The 20264-nt window shown below is 68.4% G+C and carries 14 protein-coding genes; 8 read left to right on the top strand and 6 right to left on the bottom strand.

What is annotated here, in order from left to right:
* Positions 1-186 precede the first annotated feature (186 nt).
* Together murI and IEX88_RS10630 are read right to left on the bottom strand one after the other, a co-directional pair.
* On the bottom strand, positions 187-1026 hold the full coding sequence (gene murI / locus IEX88_RS10635; protein ID WP_188850585.1) for a glutamate racemase: 840 nt from the start codon (positions 1024-1026) through the stop codon (positions 187-189).
* The gene (locus IEX88_RS10630) at positions 1023-1817 is read right to left on the bottom strand and encodes an RNA methyltransferase (protein WP_188850584.1); all 795 of its coding nucleotides are present in this window, start codon (positions 1815-1817) and stop codon (positions 1023-1025) included. The genes murI and IEX88_RS10630 overlap by 4 nt, the downstream gene beginning before the upstream one ends.
* Positions 1818-2309: 492 nt before the next feature.
* On the opposite strand from IEX88_RS10630, the gene IEX88_RS10625 reads away from it, so the two are divergent.
* Together IEX88_RS10625 and IEX88_RS10620 are read left to right on the top strand one after the other, a co-directional pair.
* A complete protein-coding gene (locus IEX88_RS10625; protein WP_188850583.1) occupies positions 2310-3524 on the top strand; it encodes an NADP-dependent isocitrate dehydrogenase in 1215 nt (404 codons plus the stop codon).
* 187 nt (positions 3525-3711) lie between these two features.
* Complete coding sequence (locus IEX88_RS10620; protein ID WP_188850582.1) at positions 3712-4077, top strand: PRC-barrel domain-containing protein; 366 nt, start codon at positions 3712-3714, stop codon at positions 4075-4077.
* 654 nt (positions 4078-4731) lie between these two features.
* On the opposite strand, the gene alaS is transcribed toward IEX88_RS10620, so the two are convergent.
* Positions 4732-7398: an alanine--tRNA ligase gene (gene alaS, locus IEX88_RS10615; protein WP_188850581.1), complete on the bottom strand. Its 2667-nt coding sequence runs from the start codon at positions 7396-7398 to the stop codon at positions 4732-4734.
* 337 nt (positions 7399-7735) lie between these two features.
* Positions 7736-8812: a recombinase RecA gene (gene recA / locus IEX88_RS10610; RefSeq protein WP_188850580.1), complete on the bottom strand. Its 1077-nt coding sequence runs from the start codon at positions 8810-8812 to the stop codon at positions 7736-7738.
* A 177-nt stretch (positions 8813-8989) separates the two neighbouring features.
* On the opposite strand from recA, the gene IEX88_RS10605 reads away from it, so the two are divergent.
* Entirely contained in the window at positions 8990-9943 is a 954-nt protein-coding gene (locus IEX88_RS10605; protein ID WP_188850579.1) for a carbohydrate kinase family protein, read from the top strand.
* 12 nt (positions 9944-9955) lie between these two features.
* On the top strand, positions 9956-10876 hold the full coding sequence (locus tag IEX88_RS10600; protein ID WP_188850578.1) for a pseudouridine-5'-phosphate glycosidase: 921 nt from the start codon (positions 9956-9958) through the stop codon (positions 10874-10876).
* 40 nt (positions 10877-10916) lie between these two features.
* Here IEX88_RS10600 and cckA read toward each other — a convergent pair whose 3' ends face one another.
* Positions 10917-13451: a cell cycle histidine kinase CckA gene (gene cckA, locus IEX88_RS10595; RefSeq protein WP_188850577.1), complete on the bottom strand. Its 2535-nt coding sequence runs from the start codon at positions 13449-13451 to the stop codon at positions 10917-10919.
* Between the two features lie 365 nt (positions 13452-13816).
* On the opposite strand from cckA, the gene IEX88_RS10590 reads away from it, so the two are divergent.
* Positions 13817-15892 carry a flagellar biosynthetic protein FliO gene (locus IEX88_RS10590; RefSeq protein ID WP_188850576.1) on the top strand — a complete coding sequence of 692 codons (2076 nt, stop codon included), beginning with the start codon at positions 13817-13819 and terminating at the stop codon, positions 15890-15892.
* Positions 15893-16358: 466 nt separating this feature from the next.
* Here IEX88_RS10590 and dksA read toward each other — a convergent pair whose 3' ends face one another.
* Positions 16359-16775, bottom strand: a complete 417-nt coding sequence (dksA, locus tag IEX88_RS10585) for an RNA polymerase-binding protein DksA (protein ID WP_188850575.1) — start codon at positions 16773-16775, stop codon at positions 16359-16361.
* 272 nt (positions 16776-17047) lie between these two features.
* Here dksA and IEX88_RS10580 point away from each other — a divergent pair, with 272 nt between their 5' ends.
* The 3 genes from IEX88_RS10580 (at position 17048) to IEX88_RS10570 (ending at position 20234) form a co-directional block, all read left to right on the top strand.
* Positions 17048-17575, top strand: coding sequence for a SixA phosphatase family protein (locus tag IEX88_RS10580; protein ID WP_188850574.1), 528 nt, complete (start codon positions 17048-17050; stop codon positions 17573-17575).
* A 104-nt stretch (positions 17576-17679) separates the two neighbouring features.
* On the top strand, positions 17680-19140 hold the full coding sequence (locus IEX88_RS10575) for a YcjX family GTP-binding protein (RefSeq protein ID WP_188850573.1): 1461 nt from the start codon (positions 17680-17682) through the stop codon (positions 19138-19140).
* Positions 19137-20234: a YcjF family protein gene (locus IEX88_RS10570; protein WP_188850572.1), complete on the top strand. Its 1098-nt coding sequence runs from the start codon at positions 19137-19139 to the stop codon at positions 20232-20234. Before IEX88_RS10575 ends, IEX88_RS10570 begins: the two co-directional genes overlap by 4 nt.
* Positions 20235-20264 lie beyond the last annotated feature (30 nt).

Raw genomic sequence — 20264 nt, 5'->3', positions numbered from 1 at the left:
GCGTCCGCCCGGCGCGGTCCAGACCGGCCCGGATCGGCTCGAAGACGGCGCTGCGGCGCGACAGAATTAGCCGAACTGCCGTTACGGGAACAGCTGGGCGAAGAAATATTCAGTGAGCGGTTTTGCCCGCTTGGTCGGCACCGCCGGAGATCGGCGGCACGCGTGCCGGCGGCGGCGCTCCCGGCCTCAGCCGGCCAGGCCGAACCCGTGGATCAACCGGGCCGTCGCACGGTCCACGGGCCCGGCGGTGAAGACGGCGCGGTCGAAACCGTCGGGCAGGCGCGCCGCAGCCTGCGGCAGAAGCGTCAGCGCCTGCCGGGCAATCGCCTCGGCCGGGTCGAGCCAGTCCACAGGCCAGGGCGCGAGCTTGCGGAAGACGTTGGCCAGAAACGGATAATGCGTGCAGGCGAGCACGACGATGTCGGTCTTGCGCCCCCCCTCCTCGACGAAGCAGGCGGCGATCTCGTCCGCCACCGCCGCCGTATCGACCTTGCCGCCGCGCAGATGCGTCTCGGCCATGGCGGCGAGATGGCGCGAGCCGACGAGGTTCACCGTGCACTTCTGGGCGAAGTCGGCGATCAGGCCGCGCGTGTAGTCGCGCTTCACGGTGCCGGGGGTCGCGAGCACGCTGACGAGGCCCGATCGCGTGCGTTCGGCCGCCGGCTTGATCGCCGGGACGGTGCCGACGAAGGGAATGGCGAAGCGGCGCCGCAGCTCGGCCATGACCAGCGTCGACGCGGTGTTGCAGGCGATCACCGCCATCGACGGATCGAGATCCTCGATCAGCCGAGCGAACAGGTCGGAAATGTGCCGGATCAGCGCGGCCTCCTCCCAGTCGCCATAGGGAAAGCCGGCATCGTCAGCGACATAGACGAAGGAACGGTCGGGCATGATGGTGCGCAGTTCGCGCAGCACGGTGAGGCCGCCGATGCCGCTGTCGAAGACGAGGATCGGGCGCAGCGCCGAGCCCGCGGCATCGGCCGCCACCGTCTGGAGCGGAAGGGCCGACAGGCCCGCCTCGCTCATCCGCGCGGGCTCCGGCCCATGCGACGCTCGATATGGCGCAGCATGCCGCGCAGCGTGCGCACCTCCTGCTCCGAGAAATTCGCGCGCGTCAGGATCGTGCGCACCTTCTGCGACATCGCCGCCCGTTTCTCTTCCGGGTGGAAATAGTTCGCCTTGTCCAGCGTCGCCTCGAGATGGCCGAGGAAGCGGAAGAGGTCCTCCTTCTCCGCCGGCGGCACCTCGGGCGCGGCGAAGCGGGGACCTGCGGCTTCCTGCTGGCCGGAGCGCATCCACTCATAGCTCATGAGAAGAACGGCCTGGGCGATGTTGAGCGAGGCGAAGGCCGGATCGACCGGGAAGGTCACGATCTCGTCGGCCATTCCGACCTCCTCATTGTTCAGGCCGAAGCGCTCCCGCCCGAACAGCAGGCCGGCGCGTTGGCCGGCGGAAATGCGCGCCCTGAGCTCGGCACCGGCGGAATCGGGTCCGCGCACCGGTTTCAGGCTGTCGCGCGGCCTAGCGGTGGTGGCGAAGAGATAAGTGAGGTCGGCGACGGCCTCCTCCACCGTCTCGAAGACGCGCGCCGCCTCGATCACATGCACCGCCCCGGAGGCGGCGGCGCTGGCGCGCTCGTTCGGCCAGCCGTCGCGCGGCGCGACGAGGCGGAGGTCCCCGAGGCCGAAATTGGCCATCGCGCGCGCCACCATGCCGATGTTCTCGCCGAGCTGCGGTTCGACCAGCACGATCGCCGGCGACGCGGGTTTTGTCAGCCCGTCGGCAATCAGCCGCTCCCTGCGATTTGTTCCTGCCACGCGGTTCTCCTTGAATTCCTGCCGCTGATACAGCGACCGCGCCCTCCGGCCAAGAGGTGACGGGGTCCCGGCGGATCAACAGCTTTCCGCCCGTCGCGGAATCGATATCGAAACCTGTCGATTCACCGCCTGCAGCGTCCCGCCCCCGGCACCACCGCGGCGGCGAGTATGCTGTGCCATGGATAACAGAGCCTTACCGGGGCAAACGGAATCGATATCGCAAGCTTTTGAATCGGTATGGCAAGCAGGGGATGGCAAGCCGAAGCCTACCCTCGTCTTTTGCCCTCGTATGGGTTTTCTCGCCGCGCCGGCCTCATGGGGCTAGGGCGTCGCACCGGTCGCCCTGCCCTGCGGCCGCCGGCGAACTTCGGCGCGCTCTGCTTTGCGTCTGCGAACGGCGATGATATAGCCGCAGCCAGCACGCCAGGGCTGCCGCCCGCTCATTCATGGCGGCCCGTCAGGAAGCCGCAGACAACCCCGAGGAAGATATCGATGGCGAAGATCAAGGTCGCAAATCCGGTCGTGGAGCTCGACGGCGACGAGATGACACGGATCATCTGGCAGTTCATCAAGGACAAGCTGATCCATCCTTATCTCGACATCGAGCTCGACTATTACGACCTCAGCGTCGAGCACCGCGACGAGACCTCGGACCAGGTCACCATCGATGCTGCCCACGCGATCCAGAAGCACGGCGTCGGCGTGAAGTGCGCGACCATCACCCCGGACGAGGACCGGGTGAAGGAATTCTCGCTGAAGAAGATGTGGAAGTCGCCGAACGGCACCATCCGCAACATCCTCGGCGGCGTCATCTTCCGCGAACCGATCATCGCCAAGAACGTGCCGCGCCTCGTCCCCGGCTGGACGAAGCCCATCATCGTCGGCCGCCATGCCTTCGGCGACCAGTACAAGGCCACCGATTTCCGCTTCCCCGGCAAGGGCAAGCTGTCGATCAAGTTCGTCGGCGAGGACGGCGCGGTGATCGAGCACGAAGTCTACGACGCGCCCGCCGCCGGCGTGGCCATGGCGATGTACAACCAGGACGAATCGATCCGCGACTTCGCCCGTGCCTCGCTGAACTACGGCCTCCTGCGCGGCTATCCCGTCTACCTCTCGACCAAGAACACCATCCTGAAAGCCTATGACGGCCGCTTCAAGGATATCTTCGAGGAGGTCTACCAGGCCGAATTCGCCGCCCGGTTCAAGGAAGCGAAGATCACCTACGAGCACCGCCTGATCGACGACATGGTCGCCTCGGCGATGAAGTGGTCGGGCGGCTATGTCTGGGCCTGCAAGAACTACGACGGCGACGTCCAGTCCGACACGGTGGCGCAGGGTTTTGGCTCGCTCGGCCTGATGACCTCCGTCTTGATGACCCCGGACGGCAAGACCTGCGAGGCGGAAGCCGCGCACGGCACCGTCACCCGCCACTACCGCCAGCACCAGCGCGGCGAGGAGACCTCGACCAACTCGATCGCCTCGATCTTCGCCTGGACGCGGGGCCTCGCCCACCGCGCCAAGCTCGACGACAACGCCGAGCTTGCCCGCTTTGCCGACACGCTGGAGAAGGTCTGCGTCGACACCGTCGAGGCCGGCCACATGACCAAGGACCTCGCCCTCCTCATCGGTCCCGACCAGCCCTGGCTCTCGACCACCGGCTTCCTCGACAAGATCGACGAGAACCTGAAGAAGGCGATGGCCGCTTAAGGTCCATTCTCGGCGCCGCGCGCCGCACGAAATTAGAAGGGGCGCTCGGTCACGGACCGGGCGCCCCTTTTTTTTCGTCGGCTGGAGCCAGAGAAGGGGCCGGCGCGCGTGAATGACGGCCACGGCATGAAACCTCCCGGCCGCTGCCGCATTGGGCTTCCACACCGTTAATGGAGAACAGCCGAGAATGACTTTCGCCAAGCCAGCCGCCTTCCTGCTCGCCGGACTTCTGTCCACCACCGCCGCCTTCGCCCAGGCCGCTTACGTCGAGATCGACGACGCCGTCATGATCCCGGCGCTGAACGTCACCGCGGACGCGCTGGACGACATGGACGTCTACGACGCCGCCGGCACGAAGATCGGCGACATCGAGGAGGTGCTCGGCACCACTGCGCAGGCCCCGACCTCGGTCAGCGTCGACTTCGAGGACGACCTCGTCCAGGGCGACGACGACCGCGTCGTGCCGCTGGAGAGCCTGACCATGGACGGCCAGCGCGTCGTGCTCGCGCTCGACGCCGCCGCGATCACGCAGCTGACGGTCTACGATGACTGATCCAGGCGTCTAGGGCGCGAGCGCCCTGATCGCCTCTTTGTCGAACGATCAAAGCCCGGCAGCGATGCCGGGCTTTTTCGTCGTAAGCTGTTCAAAAGAAGCCAACGGGATTCGGCAGCACCGGCAGCGTGGCGCAAACCGTTTTCAGTCCTCATCCTGAGCCCGTCGAAGGAGGAGGACTGCGCAGGGCGCTTCAGCGTGGTGCCGACCCTCGTGCTTCGACAAGCTCAGCATGAGGGTTTGGGCGCTCAGCGCAACCGGCTCCCGCCCTCATCCAGAGCTTGTCGAAGGACGAAGACTGCGGCACCGCACTTCAGCGGAGTGCCGACCCTCATGGTTCGACAGGCTCACCATGAGGGTGAGGAGGTCAGCGCAACCGGCTCCACTCCTCATCCTGAGCCTGTCGAAGGACGAGGACTGCGGCACCGCACTTCAGCGGAGTGCCGACCCTCGTGGTTCGACAGGCTCACCATGAGGGTGAGGAGGTCAGCGCGACCGGCTCCAGTCCTCATCCTGAGCCTGTCGAAGGACGAGGACTGCGGCACAGCGCTTCAGCGGGGTGCCGACCCTCGTGCTTCGAGAGGCTCAGCATGAGGGTTTGGGCGTTCGGCGCGACCGGCCGCCTAAACGGAAAAGGCTCTCCCCTCCTGATCCTCAGCCCGCCAGCGCCGCCTCGACCGCCGCCACCGCGGCATCGGCCTTGTCGGCCTCCGGGCCGCCGGCCTGGGCCATGTCGGCGCGGCCGCCGCCGCCCTTGCCGCCGATCGCCTCGCTCGCCGCTCGTACCAGCGTCACCGCGTCGAGCCGGTCGACGAGATCGGCGGTGACGCCGACGACGACGCTGGCCTTGCCCTCGGCCACGCCGACGAAGACTACGACACCGGAGCCGAGGCCCGTCTTGGCCTCGTCGACGAGGCCCTTCAGGTCCTTGGCGCCGACGCCCTGCAGCACCCGGCCGAGAAAGCCGACGCCTGCCACGGTCTTGGCGGCCGTCGCGCCGGCGGAACCGCCGCCGTCGCCGGCCAGCGCCAGTCTCTTGCGCATCTCGGTGACCTCGCGCTCGAGGCGCTTGCGCTCCTCGACCAGCGCCTCGAGCCGCTCCGCGGCCTCGGCCGGCGAGGATTTCAGCGCCGCGGCCATGCGGCGGACGCGCTCGTCCTGCTCGATGAAATAGGCGCGCGCGGCGTCCCCGGTCAGCGCCTCGATGCGGCGCACCCCAGCGCCGACCGCCGTCTCGGCGACGACGTGGACGAGACCGATGTCGCCGGTGGCGCGCACATGCGTCCCGCCGCAGAGCTCGGCCGAATAGGTCCGGCCGGCCTTCTCGCCCTCTTCGGCGACGCCCATGGAGACGACGCGGACCTCGTCGCCGTATTTCTCGCCGAACAGCGCCATGGCGCCCTCGGCGATCGCGTCGTCGACCGTCATCAGCCGCGTCGTCACCGGTGTATTCTGCAGGATGATGCGGTTGGCGAGGCGCTCGACTTCGGCGAGCTCCGCCGCCTCGATGGGTTTCGGGTGCGAGAAGTCGAAGCGCAGCCGCTCCGGCGCGACGAGCGAGCCCTTCTGCGCCACATGCGTGCCGAGGATCTCGCGGAGGCCTTCGTGAAGAAGGTGCGTCGCCGAATGGTTGGCGCGGATCTTCGAACGCCTTGCATGGTCGACGACGAGTTCGAGCGCCGCGCCCTGTTTCAGTGTGCCCTCGACGATCCTCCCGCGGTGGACGAAGAGGCTACCGCCGACGAGCTTCTGCGTGGTCGCGATCTCGACCTTGACGCCTTCGCCGCGCATTACGCCCGCATCGCCCTGCTGGCCACCGGATTCGCCGTAGAAGGGCGTCTGGTTGACCACGATCGAGACCTCGTCGCCGACATTCGCGGAAGCCACTTCCTTGCCGTCGACGACGAGCGCGGTGACGACACCCTCGGCCGTCTCGGTGTCGTAGCCGAGGAACTCCGTCGCCCCGACGCGGTCGCGGATCGAGAACCAGACGGTTTCCGACGCCGTCTCGCCCGAACCGGTCCAGCTCTTGCGCGCCTCGGCCTTCTGCCGCTCCATTGCGGTCTTGAAGGCGTCGACATCGACCTCGATCCCGCGCTGGCGCAGCGCGTCCTGCGTCAGATCGAGCGGAAAACCGTAGGTGTCGTAGAGCTTGAAGGCGGTCTCGCCGGACAGTTTGGCGCCCGTGCCCATGCCTTCCGTGGCGTCGGTCAAAAGCGACAGGCCGCGGTCGAGGGTGACGAGAAAGCGCTTCTCCTCCAGTTTGAAGGTCTCGGCGATCAGCGCTTCGGCGCGCACCAACTCGGGATAGGCACGGCCCATCTCGGCGACCAGCACCGGCAACAGACGGTAGAGGATCGGCTCGCGCGCGCCCAGCATCTTGGCGTGACGCATGGCGCGGCGCATGATGCGGCGCAGGACGTAGCCGCGGCCCTCGTTCGACGGCAGGACGCCATCGGCAATGAGGAAGGCGGAGGAGCGCAGATGGTCGGCGATGACGCGGTGGCTGGCGCGGTTGTCGCCCTCCGCCGGAACGCCGGTCAGCTCGACCGAGGCACCGATCAGCGCCTTGAACAGGTCGATATCGTAATTGTCGTGGACGCCCTGCAGCACCGCGGCGAGCCGCTCCAGCCCCATGCCGGTGTCGATCGACGGCCTGGGCAGGCTGACCCGCTCCTCGACCGAGATCTGCTCGTACTGCATGAAGACGAGATTCCAGATCTCGATGAAGCGGTCGCCGTCCTCGTCGGCGCTGCCGGGCGGCCCGCCCCAGATCTTGGGACCATGGTCGTAGAAGATTTCCGAGCACGGGCCGCAGGGGCCGGTCTCGCCCATCGACCAGAAATTGTCGGAGGTCGCGATGCGAATGATGCGGTCGTCGGAAAGGCCGGCGATGCGCTTCCACAGCGAGGCCGCCTCCTCGTCGTCATGGTAGACGGTGACGAGCAGCTTATCCTTGGCGAGCGCGAACTCCTTCGTCAAAAGCGTCCAGGCGAACTCGATGGCGTTCTCCTTGAAATAGTCACCGAAGGAGAAATTGCCGAGCATTTCGAAGAAGGTGTGGTGCCGCGCGGTGTAGCCGACATTGTCGAGATCGTTGTGCTTGCCGCCGGCGCGCACGCATTTCTGCGAGGTCACGGCGCGGTTGTAGGGCCGGCTCTCGACGCCGGTGAAGACGTTCTTGAACTGCACCATGCCGGCATTGGTGAACATCAAGGTCGGATCGTTGCGCGGCACCAGCGGCGACGAGGCGACCTTCGCGTGGCCGTTCTCGGCAAAATAGTCGAGAAACGTCGACCGGATTTCGTTCACGCCACTCATGCAAGACCTTCAGATGCCAGGCGCACCGACGGCTTTCGCGGGACGGTCCCGCGCGCCGTTGCGATGCGATGAACGAGCGGAGCAATCGGCCCCCGCGGCCGCGGAACCCGCGCCGCGAAGCGAAGCTCCGGGATGAGACGCCGGCGAAAGGCCATGCGCCCGCGCTTTGTAGCGTCGGCTCCAATATCTGTCCATCGGCGCTTCGCGCCGGAACAGAAAACGACGAAGGGCGGAACGCTTGGCGCCCCGCCCTTCCCCAACCCTCTGCTGTCGACGCCGGCCTCACGGTCACCTGCGTCGCCGCCGCCCCTCCTTCGAGAGGAGGCGGCGCAACCGATCACGCGTCGGCGTCGTCGTCGCTGGCCTTGCCGTCATCGAGCAGCTGCTCGGCGATGAGTCCGGCATTCTGGCGGATCGCCAGTTCGATATCGGCGGCCATGTCGGGATTGTCGCGCAGGAACTGCTTGGCGTTCTCGCGACCCTGGCCGAGCCGCTGGCTGTTGCAGGAGAACCAGGCGCCGGACTTCTCGACGATGCCGGCCTTGACGCCGAGATCGATGAGCTCGCCGAGCTTGGAGACGCCCTCGCCGTACATGATGTCGAACTCGACCTGCTTGAAGGGCGGCGCCAGCTTGTTCTTGACCACCTTCACCCGCGTCTGGTTGCCCGTGACCTCTTCGCGGTCCTTGATCGCGCCGATGCGGCGGATGTCGAGGCGGACCGAGGCGTAGAACTTCAGCGCGTTGCCGCCCGTCGTCGTCTCCGGCGAGCCGTACATGACGCCGATCTTCATGCGGATCTGGTTGATGAAGATCACCATGCACTTCGACCGCGAGATCGAGCCGGTGAGCTTGCGCAGCGCCTGGCTCATCAGCCGCGCCTGCATGCCCGGCAGGGAATCACCCATCTCGCCCTCGATTTCGGCTCGCGGCGTCAGCGCCGCGACCGAATCGACCACGAGCACGTCGATCGCGCCGGAACGCACCAGCGTGTCGACGATCTCCAGCGCCTGCTCGCCGGTGTCCGGCTGCGAGATCAGGAGGTTTTCCAGATCCACGCCAAGCTTGCGGGCATAGACCGGATCGAGCGCGTGCTCGGCATCGACGAAGGCGCAGATGCCGCCCTTCTTCTGAGCTTCGGCAATGGTGTGCAGCGCCAGCGTGGTCTTGCCCGAGCTCTCGGGCCCGTAGACCTCGACGATCCGGCCCTTGGGCAGGCCGCCGATGCCGAGCGCCATGTCGAGGCCGAGCGAGCCGGTCGAGATGGTCTCGATCTCGACGAGCTTCTCATTGGCACCGAGGCGCATGATCGAGCCCTTGCCGAAGGCGCGTTCGATCTGCGACAGGGCGGCGTCGAGTGCTTTATTCTTGTCCAACGATGGGTCCTCGACAAGCCGTAGGTTTTTCTGTGCCATGGGAGAGCCACCTTATTCCACGCGGGGTACAGCGGCGCAATCGCGCCGTCACTGCAGTCTTCGTACATGTTTTGTTCTGGATTGGCAAGTCCGATCTCGCTTTGTTCTTCAATTTCGTTGATGAGTCGGTCCCGGCGGTCGCCCGGCATTCGTTAAGATTTTCCTAAAAGGATCGACATGCCCCTTCGCCCGCACAGATTCTTCCTCGCGGGCGCCGCCCATGTCGATCGCCGCGCCCGCCCTGCCGGCACTTTCCGGCCGCGGGCGTCCAATCCCGGCAGCATGGTCGAATCGGTCGGGGGCGCCGTCTTCAATGCGGGCCTCGCTTTGCGGATGTTCTCGGCCGAGGTGTCGATGATGTCGGCCCGCGGCGGCGACCTCGAAGCCGGCCTCGTCGAGGCGGCGGTGGCGGCCGCCGGCATGACTGACCACAGCCTGATCTGGCTCGACCGCCGCACCGCGACCTACACCGCGATTCTCGACGACCGCGGCGATCTCGTCGCCGGCATCGCCGACATGAAGATCTACGACCTCCTGTCCGGCCGCAGCTTCACGCGACGGCACGTGCGCGCTCTCATGGACGGAGCCGAGGCGCTGATCCTCGACGCCAATCTCCCGATCGCCGCGATCGACCATCTCCTCGGCGCCTTCGCCGGCAGGCCGGTCGCCGCGATCGGCGTGTCGCCGGCCAAGGCGGTTCGGCTCGGCGAGCATCTCGCCGGTCTGACCCTTCTGTTCCTCTCGCGGGCCGAGGCAGCCAGCCTCGTCGAAGCCTCGACGTCCACCGGCATCGCACTCCTGGCCGAACTCCTCGCCGAGAAGGGCGCCGGCCGCGTCATCATCACCGACGGTGCGTCCGATGTCGCCATCCTCGACCACGGCGCGGTGACACTGCAGGCCCCGCCGCCGGTCGCCCGGCTGCAGGACGTCACCGGCGCGGGCGACACCCTGGCGGCGGTCGTCACCCTCGCTTTCGTCGACGGCTGGCCGCTGGTCGAGGCTGTCAGGCTCGGCATGGCGGCAGCCAGCCGGCGCATCGCCAGCGACAGCGACGGCTCCAGGGATTGCGTCGCCGCCATTCACGCCATCGCCGCGGCCATGACGGCGCCCCGGCCCAGCCCCCTCGCCTGAAGGATTCAGTTGATGTCGAAATCCGCCCTCTTCCGCTTCTCCGACGCCGTCGGCGCCGCGCTGGCCGCCGGTCGCCCGGTGGTCGCGCTGGAATCGACGATCATCACCCACGGCATGCCTTTCCCGCAGAACGGCGAGACGGCGCAGGGCGTCGAGGCGATCGTGCGGGCCGAGGGGGCAGAGCCGGCCACCATCGCCGTGCTGGACGGAGTGCTGCACATCGGCCTGGAGGCCGGCGAACTCGACACGCTGGCGCGCGCCGGGGACGCGATGAAGCTTTCCCGCGCCGATCTCGCCTTCGCCCTCGCCACGGGGCGGACGGGCTCGACCACCGTCGCGGCGACGATGATCGCCGCCGAGCGCGCCGGCATTGCCGTCTTCGCCACCGGCGGCATCGGCGGCGTCCACCAGGGCGCTTCGGAGAGCTTCGACGTCTCCGCCGATCTGGAGGAACTGGCGCGCACGGCGGTCATCGTCGTCTCCGCCGGTGCCAAGGCGATCCTCGACCTGCCGAAGACGCTGGAAGTGCTGGAGACCAAGGGCGTGCCGGTCGTCGGCTATGGCTGCGACATGTTTCCAGCCTTCTGGTCGCGCTCGTCAGGCCTAGCCGCGCCGCTCCGGCTCGACACGCCCGAAGCGATCGCCGCCTTCCAGAAGATGCGGCAGGCGCTCGGCATCGAGGGCGGCATGCTGATCGGCAATCCGGTGACGGCGGAGGACGAGATCCTCACCGCGACCATCGAGGCCTATGTCGCGACCGCGCTCGCCGAGGCGCATGCCGCGGGCATCACCGGCAAGGCGGTGACGCCCTTCCTGCTCGGGCGGATGTTCGCGCTGAGCCAGGGGCAGTCGCTGAAGACGAACATCGCCCTCGTCGGCTCCAATGCGCGCCTGGCGGCCCGCATCGCCGTGGCGCTGGCCGTGCCCAACTGAGGCGGGCGCCTTCGGGATCGAGGCGCCTGAGGCGGGCGCCCTACTGGTCCAGCATTTCCTTCACCGCGATGGCGAGATCGCGCAGCGAGAAGGGTTTGGCCAGGAAGCCAAACTTCTCGCCCTCCGGCAGGTTCTTGGCAAACGCATCCTCGGCATAGCCGGAGACGAAGATGAACTTCAGGTCCGGCCGCGCCTTACGCATCTCGCGCAGCAGCGTCGGCCCGTCCATCTCCGGCATCACGACGTCGGAGACGACGAGGTCGATCCGGCCGCCGAGTTCCTCCATCACCTCCAGCGCCTCGACGCCGGAGGCCGCCTCGTGCACCTCGTAGCCGCGCATCTTCAAGGCCCGCACATTGCCGGCGCGCACATGGTCCTCGTCCTCAACGAGAAGGATCGAGGCCGTTCCCGACAAGTCGGCCTTGGCCGACAGTACGGCCGGCCCCGCCTCCACCTTGGCGAGCGCCGCTTCCGACGGGAAATGCCGGGGCAGGAAGATGCGGAAGCTGGTGCCCTTGCCGACCACCGAGTCGACGAAGATGAAGCCACCGGACTGCTTGACGATTCCATAGACCATGGAAAGGCCAAGCCCGGTTCCCTTGCCGATCTCCTTGGTGGTGAAGAACGGCTCGAAGATGCGCTCGGCCACCTTGTCGGGCATGCCGCCGCCGGTATCGGCCACCTCGACAAGGGCGAAGTCGCCCTCGGTCATCTCGACATAGCCGAGGCGCTTGATCTCGGCCTCCGGCACGTTGCGGGTCGAGATGGTGATGGTGCCGCCTTCGGGCATGGCGTCGCGGGCGTTCTGCACGAGGTTGGTGATCACCTGCTCGAACTGGCCGATATCGGCCATCACGGGCCAGAGGTCCCGCGCATGATGGCGCTCGAGCTTCACCAGGTCGCCCGAGATCCGCTTCAGGAGCAGATGCATGTCGGCGATGACGTCGGTGAGGTTCAGCATCTTCGGGCGCATGGTCTGGCGCCGCGAATAGGCCAAGAGCTGCCGGACGAGCGACGCCGCCCGGTTAGCGCTCTGCTTGATCAACAGGAGATCCTGGAAGGACGGGTCGCCGGCGCGATGGTTGAGCAGCAGGAAGTCGACCGAGGCGGTGATGATGGTCAGGACGTTGTTGAAGTCGTGCGCGATGCCGCCAGCCAGATTGCCGATGGCCTGCATCTTCTGGCTCTTGGCGAACTGGTCTTCCAGCGCCCGCTGGTCGGTGATGTCGACGCCGTAGAGGATGACCGCCTCGCCGGAGCCGTCGTTGACGTCGGAGACGGCACTCACATAGAGCCGGACCGAGCGGGGGTTGTCGCCGGCCAGTTCCGCGTCGACCGACGGGATGCCCGCCTGGTGGCGGGCAGCCAGCGTCAGCGACTGGCGCAGGGCCTCCCAGCTTTCCGCCCTGAGGCCGTCGCCGATCCGGCCCGATCCCGTCGCCACCGTCTGCCCGAACATCTTGGCGAAGGCGGGGTTGGCGCGCACCACCTCGCCGCTTTCGCTGAGCGCGGCGATGGCCATGGGCGAGGAGTTGAAGAAGCGGGTGAAGCGGACTTCCGCCGCCTCCAGCGCATTCGCGCCGTCGCCGTCGAGGCTGCGGTTGAGGACGATCGTGCGCGTCAGTCCCAACGCCCCGTCCGGGCCGCGCCCGCCGCGGCGCAGCAGCCGGGCCGGCAGGCGCTTGCCGCTGGCGCCGAGCAGATCGAGATCGATGGCGCTGATGGCGTTCGGATCCTCCTCCTCGGCCCCGACGTCGAGCAGGGCCAGGCCTTCCTGCGCCACGAAATCCTCGATCGAGCGGGAATAGGGGCGGAACGAGACGAGGTCGACGCCGAGCCAGTCGGCGAGCGTGGCGTTGATATAGGCGATGCGGCCGGTGCGGTCGGAGGCGAAGAACCCGGCCGGGGCATGATCGAGATAGTCGATCGCATGCTGCAGGTCCTGGAAGAAATTCTCCTGCTCGTCGCGTTCGGCGGTGATGTCGGCGATCTGCCAGGCCTGGACGGCGCCCGCAGGCCCGCCCATCGGCCGGACGGAGGTGCGATACCAGCGCGGCCCGGCCTCGCCGTCGCCGGAAAGGCTGCGCGACAGGCGAAACTCCTCCTGTCCGCTGGCATTCTCGCGGGCGAGATTGGCGAGGCGGTAGATCGCCTCCGAGGCGTCGCGCTCGCGCGAAAGGAGGCGCTCCAGCGTCTTGACGTCGGTGGCCGATCCCGCGCCCGTCGTCCGGCCATAGGCACGGTTGGCGTAGACGATGCGGCCCTTGCCGTCGACGATCAGCGTGCCGACGTCGAGCGTATCGAGAAAATCCTTGGCGATGCTGCCGTCGCCGCTCTTGCCAGCCACGGCGATCAGCCCGAGGGCCACCGCGAAGATCGTGGCGATGCCGACCATCGCCAGGACCGCGAAGATCGCCAGAAGCGCCAAAGCGCCATAGCTATGGCCGACCAGCGCCAGCCCCGCGGCAAAGAACAGCAGCGCGCCGCCGAGCAGCAGCAGCCGTCGGACGGCGCCCGCGCTGGTGCTGCGATCGACGAGCGGCTTGTCTGTCGCGCCAGTTGCGGCGCCGTTCATCGCGCAATCCGTTTCGATGGCATGTCGAATCCCTGCTGCAAACGCCCGGCATTGCGGGCGGACCCACTGTCCGACCCGGCACGAATCCGCCGCTTCGCGCGTCTCTCCTGCAATAGTGTCTCTATCCGAGGCAAAGGTCGACTGAAAGATGCCGTCGCTGCTTCGCAGGAGACAGGCGGCGGTGCCGGCCGCAAGGCGTGCGCACCGGCCCGGGTGTGGCGCGCCGATCGACGGCGTCGGGGGCCAACAAAGCGCGCAACAACGCTGTTAACCGCATGCTTTCCACCGCTCGAGCCGGCAAATACCCTTGTCCTGACGATTTATTTCCGGTCTACCATGAACTTGTTCTACCCTGGGAGTTCAGTATGCGTGAATGGCTCGTCGATCTCGTTGGCGAAGGCATGGCTCCGGTCGCCTCCTTCGTGCTGGCGGCTGCGATCGTCGTCATCCTCGTCTTTGTCGTCATCTGGGTCGCCATGCGCGCCCTGGGGGGCCAGATCGGCAACCGCGCCAAAGGCCGGGGCCCCCGCCTCGCCGTCATGGACGTCACCCCCATCGATCCCAAGCGAAAGCTGGTTCTGGTGCGCCGGGACGAGGTCGAGCACCTGATTCTGATCGGCGGCCAGAATGACGTGGTGATCGAGGCCAACATCCTCAGGGTCGCCGCGGGCACGAGGACACAGCGCACCGAACCCTCCTTCCGTCCCGACGATATCCCGGCGGGCGAGCGCCGTCCCGCCGCGGCCCCGCAGCGACTGGCGCCCGCCGCCGCCGCCGCGCCGCATCCAGCCCGGCAGCCCGCGAACGGGCCGGCGCGCAACGGCGTGCCGGCAGCTGGCAATGGCGTGCCGGCAGCTGGCAATGGCGTGCCGGCAGCTGGAAGTCCGCTGGCCCGCGCCGTCCCGCGCCCGCCAGCCGCGGCCGACGACGGCGGTCCCGTGGTCAACGGCCCCGCCGCATCGGTCGATACCGGCGTCGAGCCCGTCCTGCGGGCCGAGCCGCCGGCTCCCGTGGCACCGCCGGTCGCCCCCGAAGCCAAGTCTGTCGAGGCCGAGCGCCGGGAGCCCTCCTTTTCCGCCGCGATCCCGGTAGCGCCGCCGGTGGCGCCGGTCGCCGACCGGGGCGGACCGGCGCCGACACCGGAAGCCACGCCCGCGGCGGAAAAGTCCGCGCCACCCGTCGCCGCCCCAGGACGGTCCGACGCTTCGTCGCGGGTCCAGGGCGAAGCGGCGCCGCAGGTCGTGGCGTCGCGTCCGGCCGCCGATATGGCGCCTCTTGCCGGCGAACGGGCACGCGATGCCGCGCCCGCGTCCGAAGGCCGGTCGGCGGCACGGCCGACCGAGCCGGAGCGGCCGGTGCAGCCCCGCCCCCCGGCGATCGATCCCGGCTTTTCCGCACGGCCCCTGGCGCGGACGCCCGTGGCGACCAGCCCTGCCACCCCCGCGCAGAACGGTGTGCCCCGCGTCGCCATCACGGGCGCGGGCGAGCCGGCGACGAGCACCGCCGAGCCGGTCCGTCGTCCGGTGACGGTCGCCGCGGCCCCGGCGCGGTCGATGGTGACGCCCACCTATTCCAACCTGTCACCTCAGATGTTCCGCCAGGATTCCAATCAGACAGCCGAGTCTGTCCCCGCTTCTCCCACAGCTGCGCCAGAGCCGGTCGCCGATCGGGGCGGACCGTCGGCGGAAGGGCGCGGCGGAGCGCAGGACAGCGTCGAACCGCGCGGCGAGCGCGCCCCCACGATGCGGGAAATGGCCCCGCGCGCCGGCGAACCGTCGTCGGCCGTCATCGCGGCCGCGGAGCGCCAGCGCGAGCTCATTCGGGCCCGCCCGACCCCCACGATGACGCCCAGGCCGCCCGCCGAGTCGCCGACACCCGGAGCGGACAGCGCTGAAAGGGCGAAGACCGAGTCCCGGCGGCCGGAGCCCACCGACGCGCCGGCCGCGGTCGGCGAGCGCCCCCCGGCCCCGGCCGAAGCGTCCCCGGATAGGAAGCCGCTGGAAGTGCGAAGCTTCGCCGCCGCCATTCAGGCAGGCCCGCGCGCGATGCCGGCGCCGTCCCCCGACCGGTCCGCGAAGGCGCCTGCCCCGCCCAGCCCGGTCGAGCCCAACCGCGCGACCGTCATCGCCCCGATCGCTCCGATGGCTCCGATGACGGTGCAGGAACCCGAGAAGGCGGCCGCCCCGGCCGAGGACGCCTTTGCCGGTCTCGACGACTTCCTGTCGGCCGAACTCGATTTCGGCCTCGACGACGTCCACTGGAACGACGAGCCCGCCAACGCGGCCCCGGAAGTGCGGGTCGACGAGCCCAAGGCGGCGGAGCCGGCACCGGCACCGGCACCGGCACCGGACAAGGCGCCCCGTGTCCTGTCTCTGGAGGAAGAGATGGAACGCCTGCTCGGCGACTTTAACTTCGAGACCTCGGACCGCAGTCGGCGCTGAGCACGGCCGCCGGCCGCGCCCCGCCCTAGCGCGGCGTCGCCCGGCCCGTCCGTCGGAATGCCGGCGGACGCGGATAAAGCCGGAGCGGCATAGCCGGGTCATCGCCTGGGCGCCCGCCACTGAGCATCCTGAGCGAGGCCGGCCTGTCTGGTCGATGAACCTGACGTTGGCCGCGGACGGCCGACCGCCGGCCCGGGGGCATCAACGCCCTGAGAAGCCGATCACGATCTGGGAAATTGGGAGAGGGGCGAGGCTGGCCTCGCTTTGAGGATCATGCCCTCGGGTCGATGCCGCGTGAGGGCTGCTGCTGGCCGCGGTCGGGCCTAGCGATGTGCCGTCTCGTGAAAGAGAGGCGGTCTCCGGCGGATCCATCGTCGGCTGCCGTTTGGCAAGACGGCGTCGCCGAGGGTCGAAACGGGCATGGGTATTCACCGGGTGGAACACGCAGGGCACGCGTGTCGGCCCGTCATTCGTCGCGGTAGACTTTCTCGCGGCGCTCGTGGCGCTCCTGCGCTTCCAGCGACATCGTCGCGATCGGGCGGGCATCGAGCCGCTTCAGGCTGATGGGCTCGCCGGTCTCCTCGCAATAGCCGTAGGTACCCTCGTCGAGGCGTTCGAGCGCCGAGTCGATCTTGGAGATCAGCTTGCGCTGGCGGTCGCGGGCCCTCAGTTCGATGGCGCGATCGGTTTCCGAGGAAGCCCTGTCGGCGACGTCGGCAAGGTTGGCGTTTTCGTTGGCGAGGGTTTCCAGCGTCTCGCGCGACTCGCGGAGGATATCGGCCTTCCAGGCCAGCAACTTCTTGCGGAAATAGTCCCGCTGCCGCTCGTTCATGAACGGGCCCTCTTCGGAGAGACCTGCATCGAAAGATAGAGTTTCGCTCATACCGTCTCCTTCAAGCCGCCACGGCGGTGCTTATAACGAGGGTTCAAGCGAGGGACAAGCGCTTTTGCCTAAGTCCTTATGATGATCCCTATGCTTTAACGCGAGGGTTTCATTTGGCTTTTCGATTCGGGCAGAAGCCGCGAACATCGCTGTGAGTTGTCACTCCTACGATAGGCTGAGAAACTGGTGTCGAGCTTGCATAAGCATTGTCCGACCCTGGGTCCCTGGCGGTTTCGTTTGCCTGTCCGCCCGGTTTCGGCCTAGCTGATGGCATGGCGACTGAACTCCTCACCACGCTCCACCTCCTGCGGCATGCGCATGCCGCCGTTGCCCTGCCGGGACAGCGCGATCATCAGCGTCCGCTGGATCCGCGCGGGCTGCGCGATGCGCCGCGGATCGCCGCGGTGATCGCCGCCGAGGCCGCCGCCGTCGACGTCGTTCTCTGCTCCACCTCCGCCCGCACGCGGCAGACGCTCGACGCTCTCCAGCCGCATCTCGGCGCGCATGCCCGGATCGTCTTTTGCGACTCCCTCTACGAACAGGGCGCGGAGGCCTATCGCCAGGAGGTCATAAACTGCGGCGCGGCGCGCGTGGCGCTCGTCATCGGGCACAACCCGTCGATCGAGGAGTTCGCGCTGGACCTTGCCGGCGACGGCGATCCGGCATCCCTGGCGCTTCTGCGCGAAGGCATGCCGACGGCGGCGCTCGCGACGCTGTCCTTCGCGACCGGCCTCGATGCGATCAAGCCCGGTTCCGCTTTCCTGCACCGGCTGCTGCGCCCGCGCGACCTGGAAGCGTAAGCCCGCCTGCCGTACCGGCCTGGCGAGCGCGGCCTGCCCTACCCCCGGCGCCTCGCCCTGCCTATATCGCCGGGACCCGCCTCCAGACCGAGTGCCCCGTCTCCATGACATCCCTGACCGACGAAGCCCGCATCGTTCTCGACAATCTGGGCGACCGGACCGCGTCGCTGTTTCATCCGACCCTGCGCCTCGGCGTCGCCGGCCTGTCGCGCGCCGGCAAGACGGTCTTCATCACCTCGCTCGTCCACAATCTCCTGCACGGCGGCAGGCTGCCGCTGTTCACGGCACAGTCCGGCGGACGCATCGCCCGCAGCTTCCTCGAAGAGCAGCCGGACGCGGCGATCCCGCGCTTCCAGTATGAAGACCACATCCGCACCATCCTGGAAGAGCGGCAATGGCCGCAGTCGACGCGCGCCATCTCCGAGCTGCGGCTGACGATCGAATACGAATCCGCGTCCGGCTGGTCGCGCATGTTCTCGGCCGGAAAACTGTCGCTCGACATCGTCGACTATCCCGGCGAATGGCTGCTCGACCTGCCGCTGCTCGACAAGGATTTTGCCACTTTCTCCACCGAGGCGATCGCGCGGGCGCAGCTGCCGGCGCGGGCCGCCATGGCGGGCGAATACCTGGCGCTGCTGGCCGAGACCGATCTGTCCGCTCCCTCGGATGAGGCCACGGCCTCGCGTCTCGCCGCCGCCTTCACCCGCTATCTGCGGGAATGCCGCGCCGACACGACCGCCCTGTCGACCTTGCCGCCCGGACGTTTCCTGATGCCGGGCGACCTGGAAGGATCGCCGGCGCTCACCTTCGCGCCGCTGCCCGTGGACAGGAGCGTCACCTATCCCAAGGGCTCGATCGCCGCCCTCTTCGCGCGGCGCTACGCCGCCTACAAGTCGGTGGTGGTGAAGCCGTTCTTCCGTGAGCATTTCGCGAGGCTCGACCGGCAGATCCTGCTCATCGACGTGATGCAGGCCATCAATGCCGGGCCGGAGGCGATCCGGGACCTGGAGACGGCGCTGACGGATATCCTCGTCTGCTTCCGGCCGGGCAAGACGAGCTGGCTTTCCTCCTTCATGACGCGGCGCATCGATCGCATCCTGATCGCCGCGACGAAAGCCGACCATCTGCACCGCGAAAGCCATCCGCGGCTCGAATCCATCGTCCGCCGCCTGGTCGACGACGCCATCGCGCGGGCGAAATTTTCGGGCGCGACGACCGAGGTGCTGGCGCTCGCCTCGATCCGCGCCACGCACGAGGCCAACGTCACCCAGGACGGCCAGCGCCTGCCGATGATCGTCGGCACGCCCATGGCCGGCGAGACCATCGACGGCCAGACCTTCGACGGTTCGAGCGAGACCGCGATCTTTCCCGGTGACCTGCCGGCCAATCCGGCGCGCCTCTTCGAGACGGGCGGGCCTTGGAACAATGCCGCCCTCGATCCCGTCACCTTCGTGCGCTTCAAGCCGCCGCGGCTGGAACAGACGGCCGAAGGCTTCACGCTGTCGCTGCCGCATATCCGGCTCGACCGCGCCTTGCAGTATCTCATCGGGGACAAACTGGCATGAGCGACAGGAAGGATCCGCCCGGCCGCCGTCCCACCGCCGTCCGCCTGGACGGGCAGACGCCGGAGCGGCGGCAGACCGTCGAGGCGGAGGCGGTGCGCACGCCGCGCGCGCTGTCCGACCTCAGCCAGCTGACGCTCGAGCCGGACGAGGCGATCGAGCAGGATACGGCGCTCGCAGCGGCCGGGCTGGAGCAAAAGCCGGCGCGGCGCTTCTCCTTCGCCAAGCTGTTCATCGCCGCGCTGGGCGCCCTCCTCTCTCTGGCCGTCGGCCTTGCGGTCGACGCGCTGGTCCGCGACCTCTTCGCGCGCGACGACTGGCTCGGATGGCTCGGCGTGGCGCTGGCCGCGCTGCTGGCCTTGGGCGCCCTCGGCATCGCCGCGCGCGAAACCATCGGCATGCTGCGCCTCGCCGCGGTCGACCGCGAACGCCGCGCGGCGCTCGCCGCCTACGAGGCGGACTCCACCGCCGAGGCGAAGACCGTCGTCACCGGCCTCGTCTCGCTCCTGTCCGGCCGGGCCGAGACCGCCGAGGGACGCCGCCGGCTGGCGGCCCTCGCCGACGACGTGATCGACGGCCGCGACATGATCGCGGTGGCCGAACGCGAACTGCTGGGGCCCCTCGACGTGAAGGCCCGCGCTCTGGTTCTGGACGCCGCCAAGCGTGTCTCGGTGGTTACGGCGGTCAGCCCGAAAGCGATCGTCGACGTCGCCTTCGTGCTTTTCCAGACGGTCCGGCTGATCCGCCAGATGTCGGAACTCTACGGCGCCCGGCCGGGCACGCTCGGCCTGATCAAGCTGACGCGCAACGTCGTCGGGCACCTGGCGGTCACCGGGTCGATCTCGATCGGCGACAACATCCTCGGCCAGGTCGTCGGCCACGGCCTGGCCGCCCGCCTGTCGGCGCGTCTCGGCGAAGGCGTGGTGAACGGCTTGCTGACCGCCCGCATCGGCCTCGCCGCCATGGACCTCTGCCGCCCGCTGCCGTTCCTGCAGGCCAGGCGGCCGAGGATCGGCGATTTCGCCAGCGATCTGGCGACCTTGGGCGGTGATGCAAAACCGGCGCAGCGCCCCGCGACGACGACAACGTTACCGTGAACAAAGCCCCATCGAAACATGTCGTTAACC

The sequence above is a fragment of the Aureimonas glaciei genome, from assembly GCF_014643375.1.
Taxonomy (GTDB): domain Bacteria; phylum Pseudomonadota; class Alphaproteobacteria; order Rhizobiales; family Rhizobiaceae; genus Plantimonas; species Plantimonas glaciei.
Note: the sequence above shows the minus strand (reverse complement) of the source record. Positions and strands in the feature narration are given on the sequence as shown.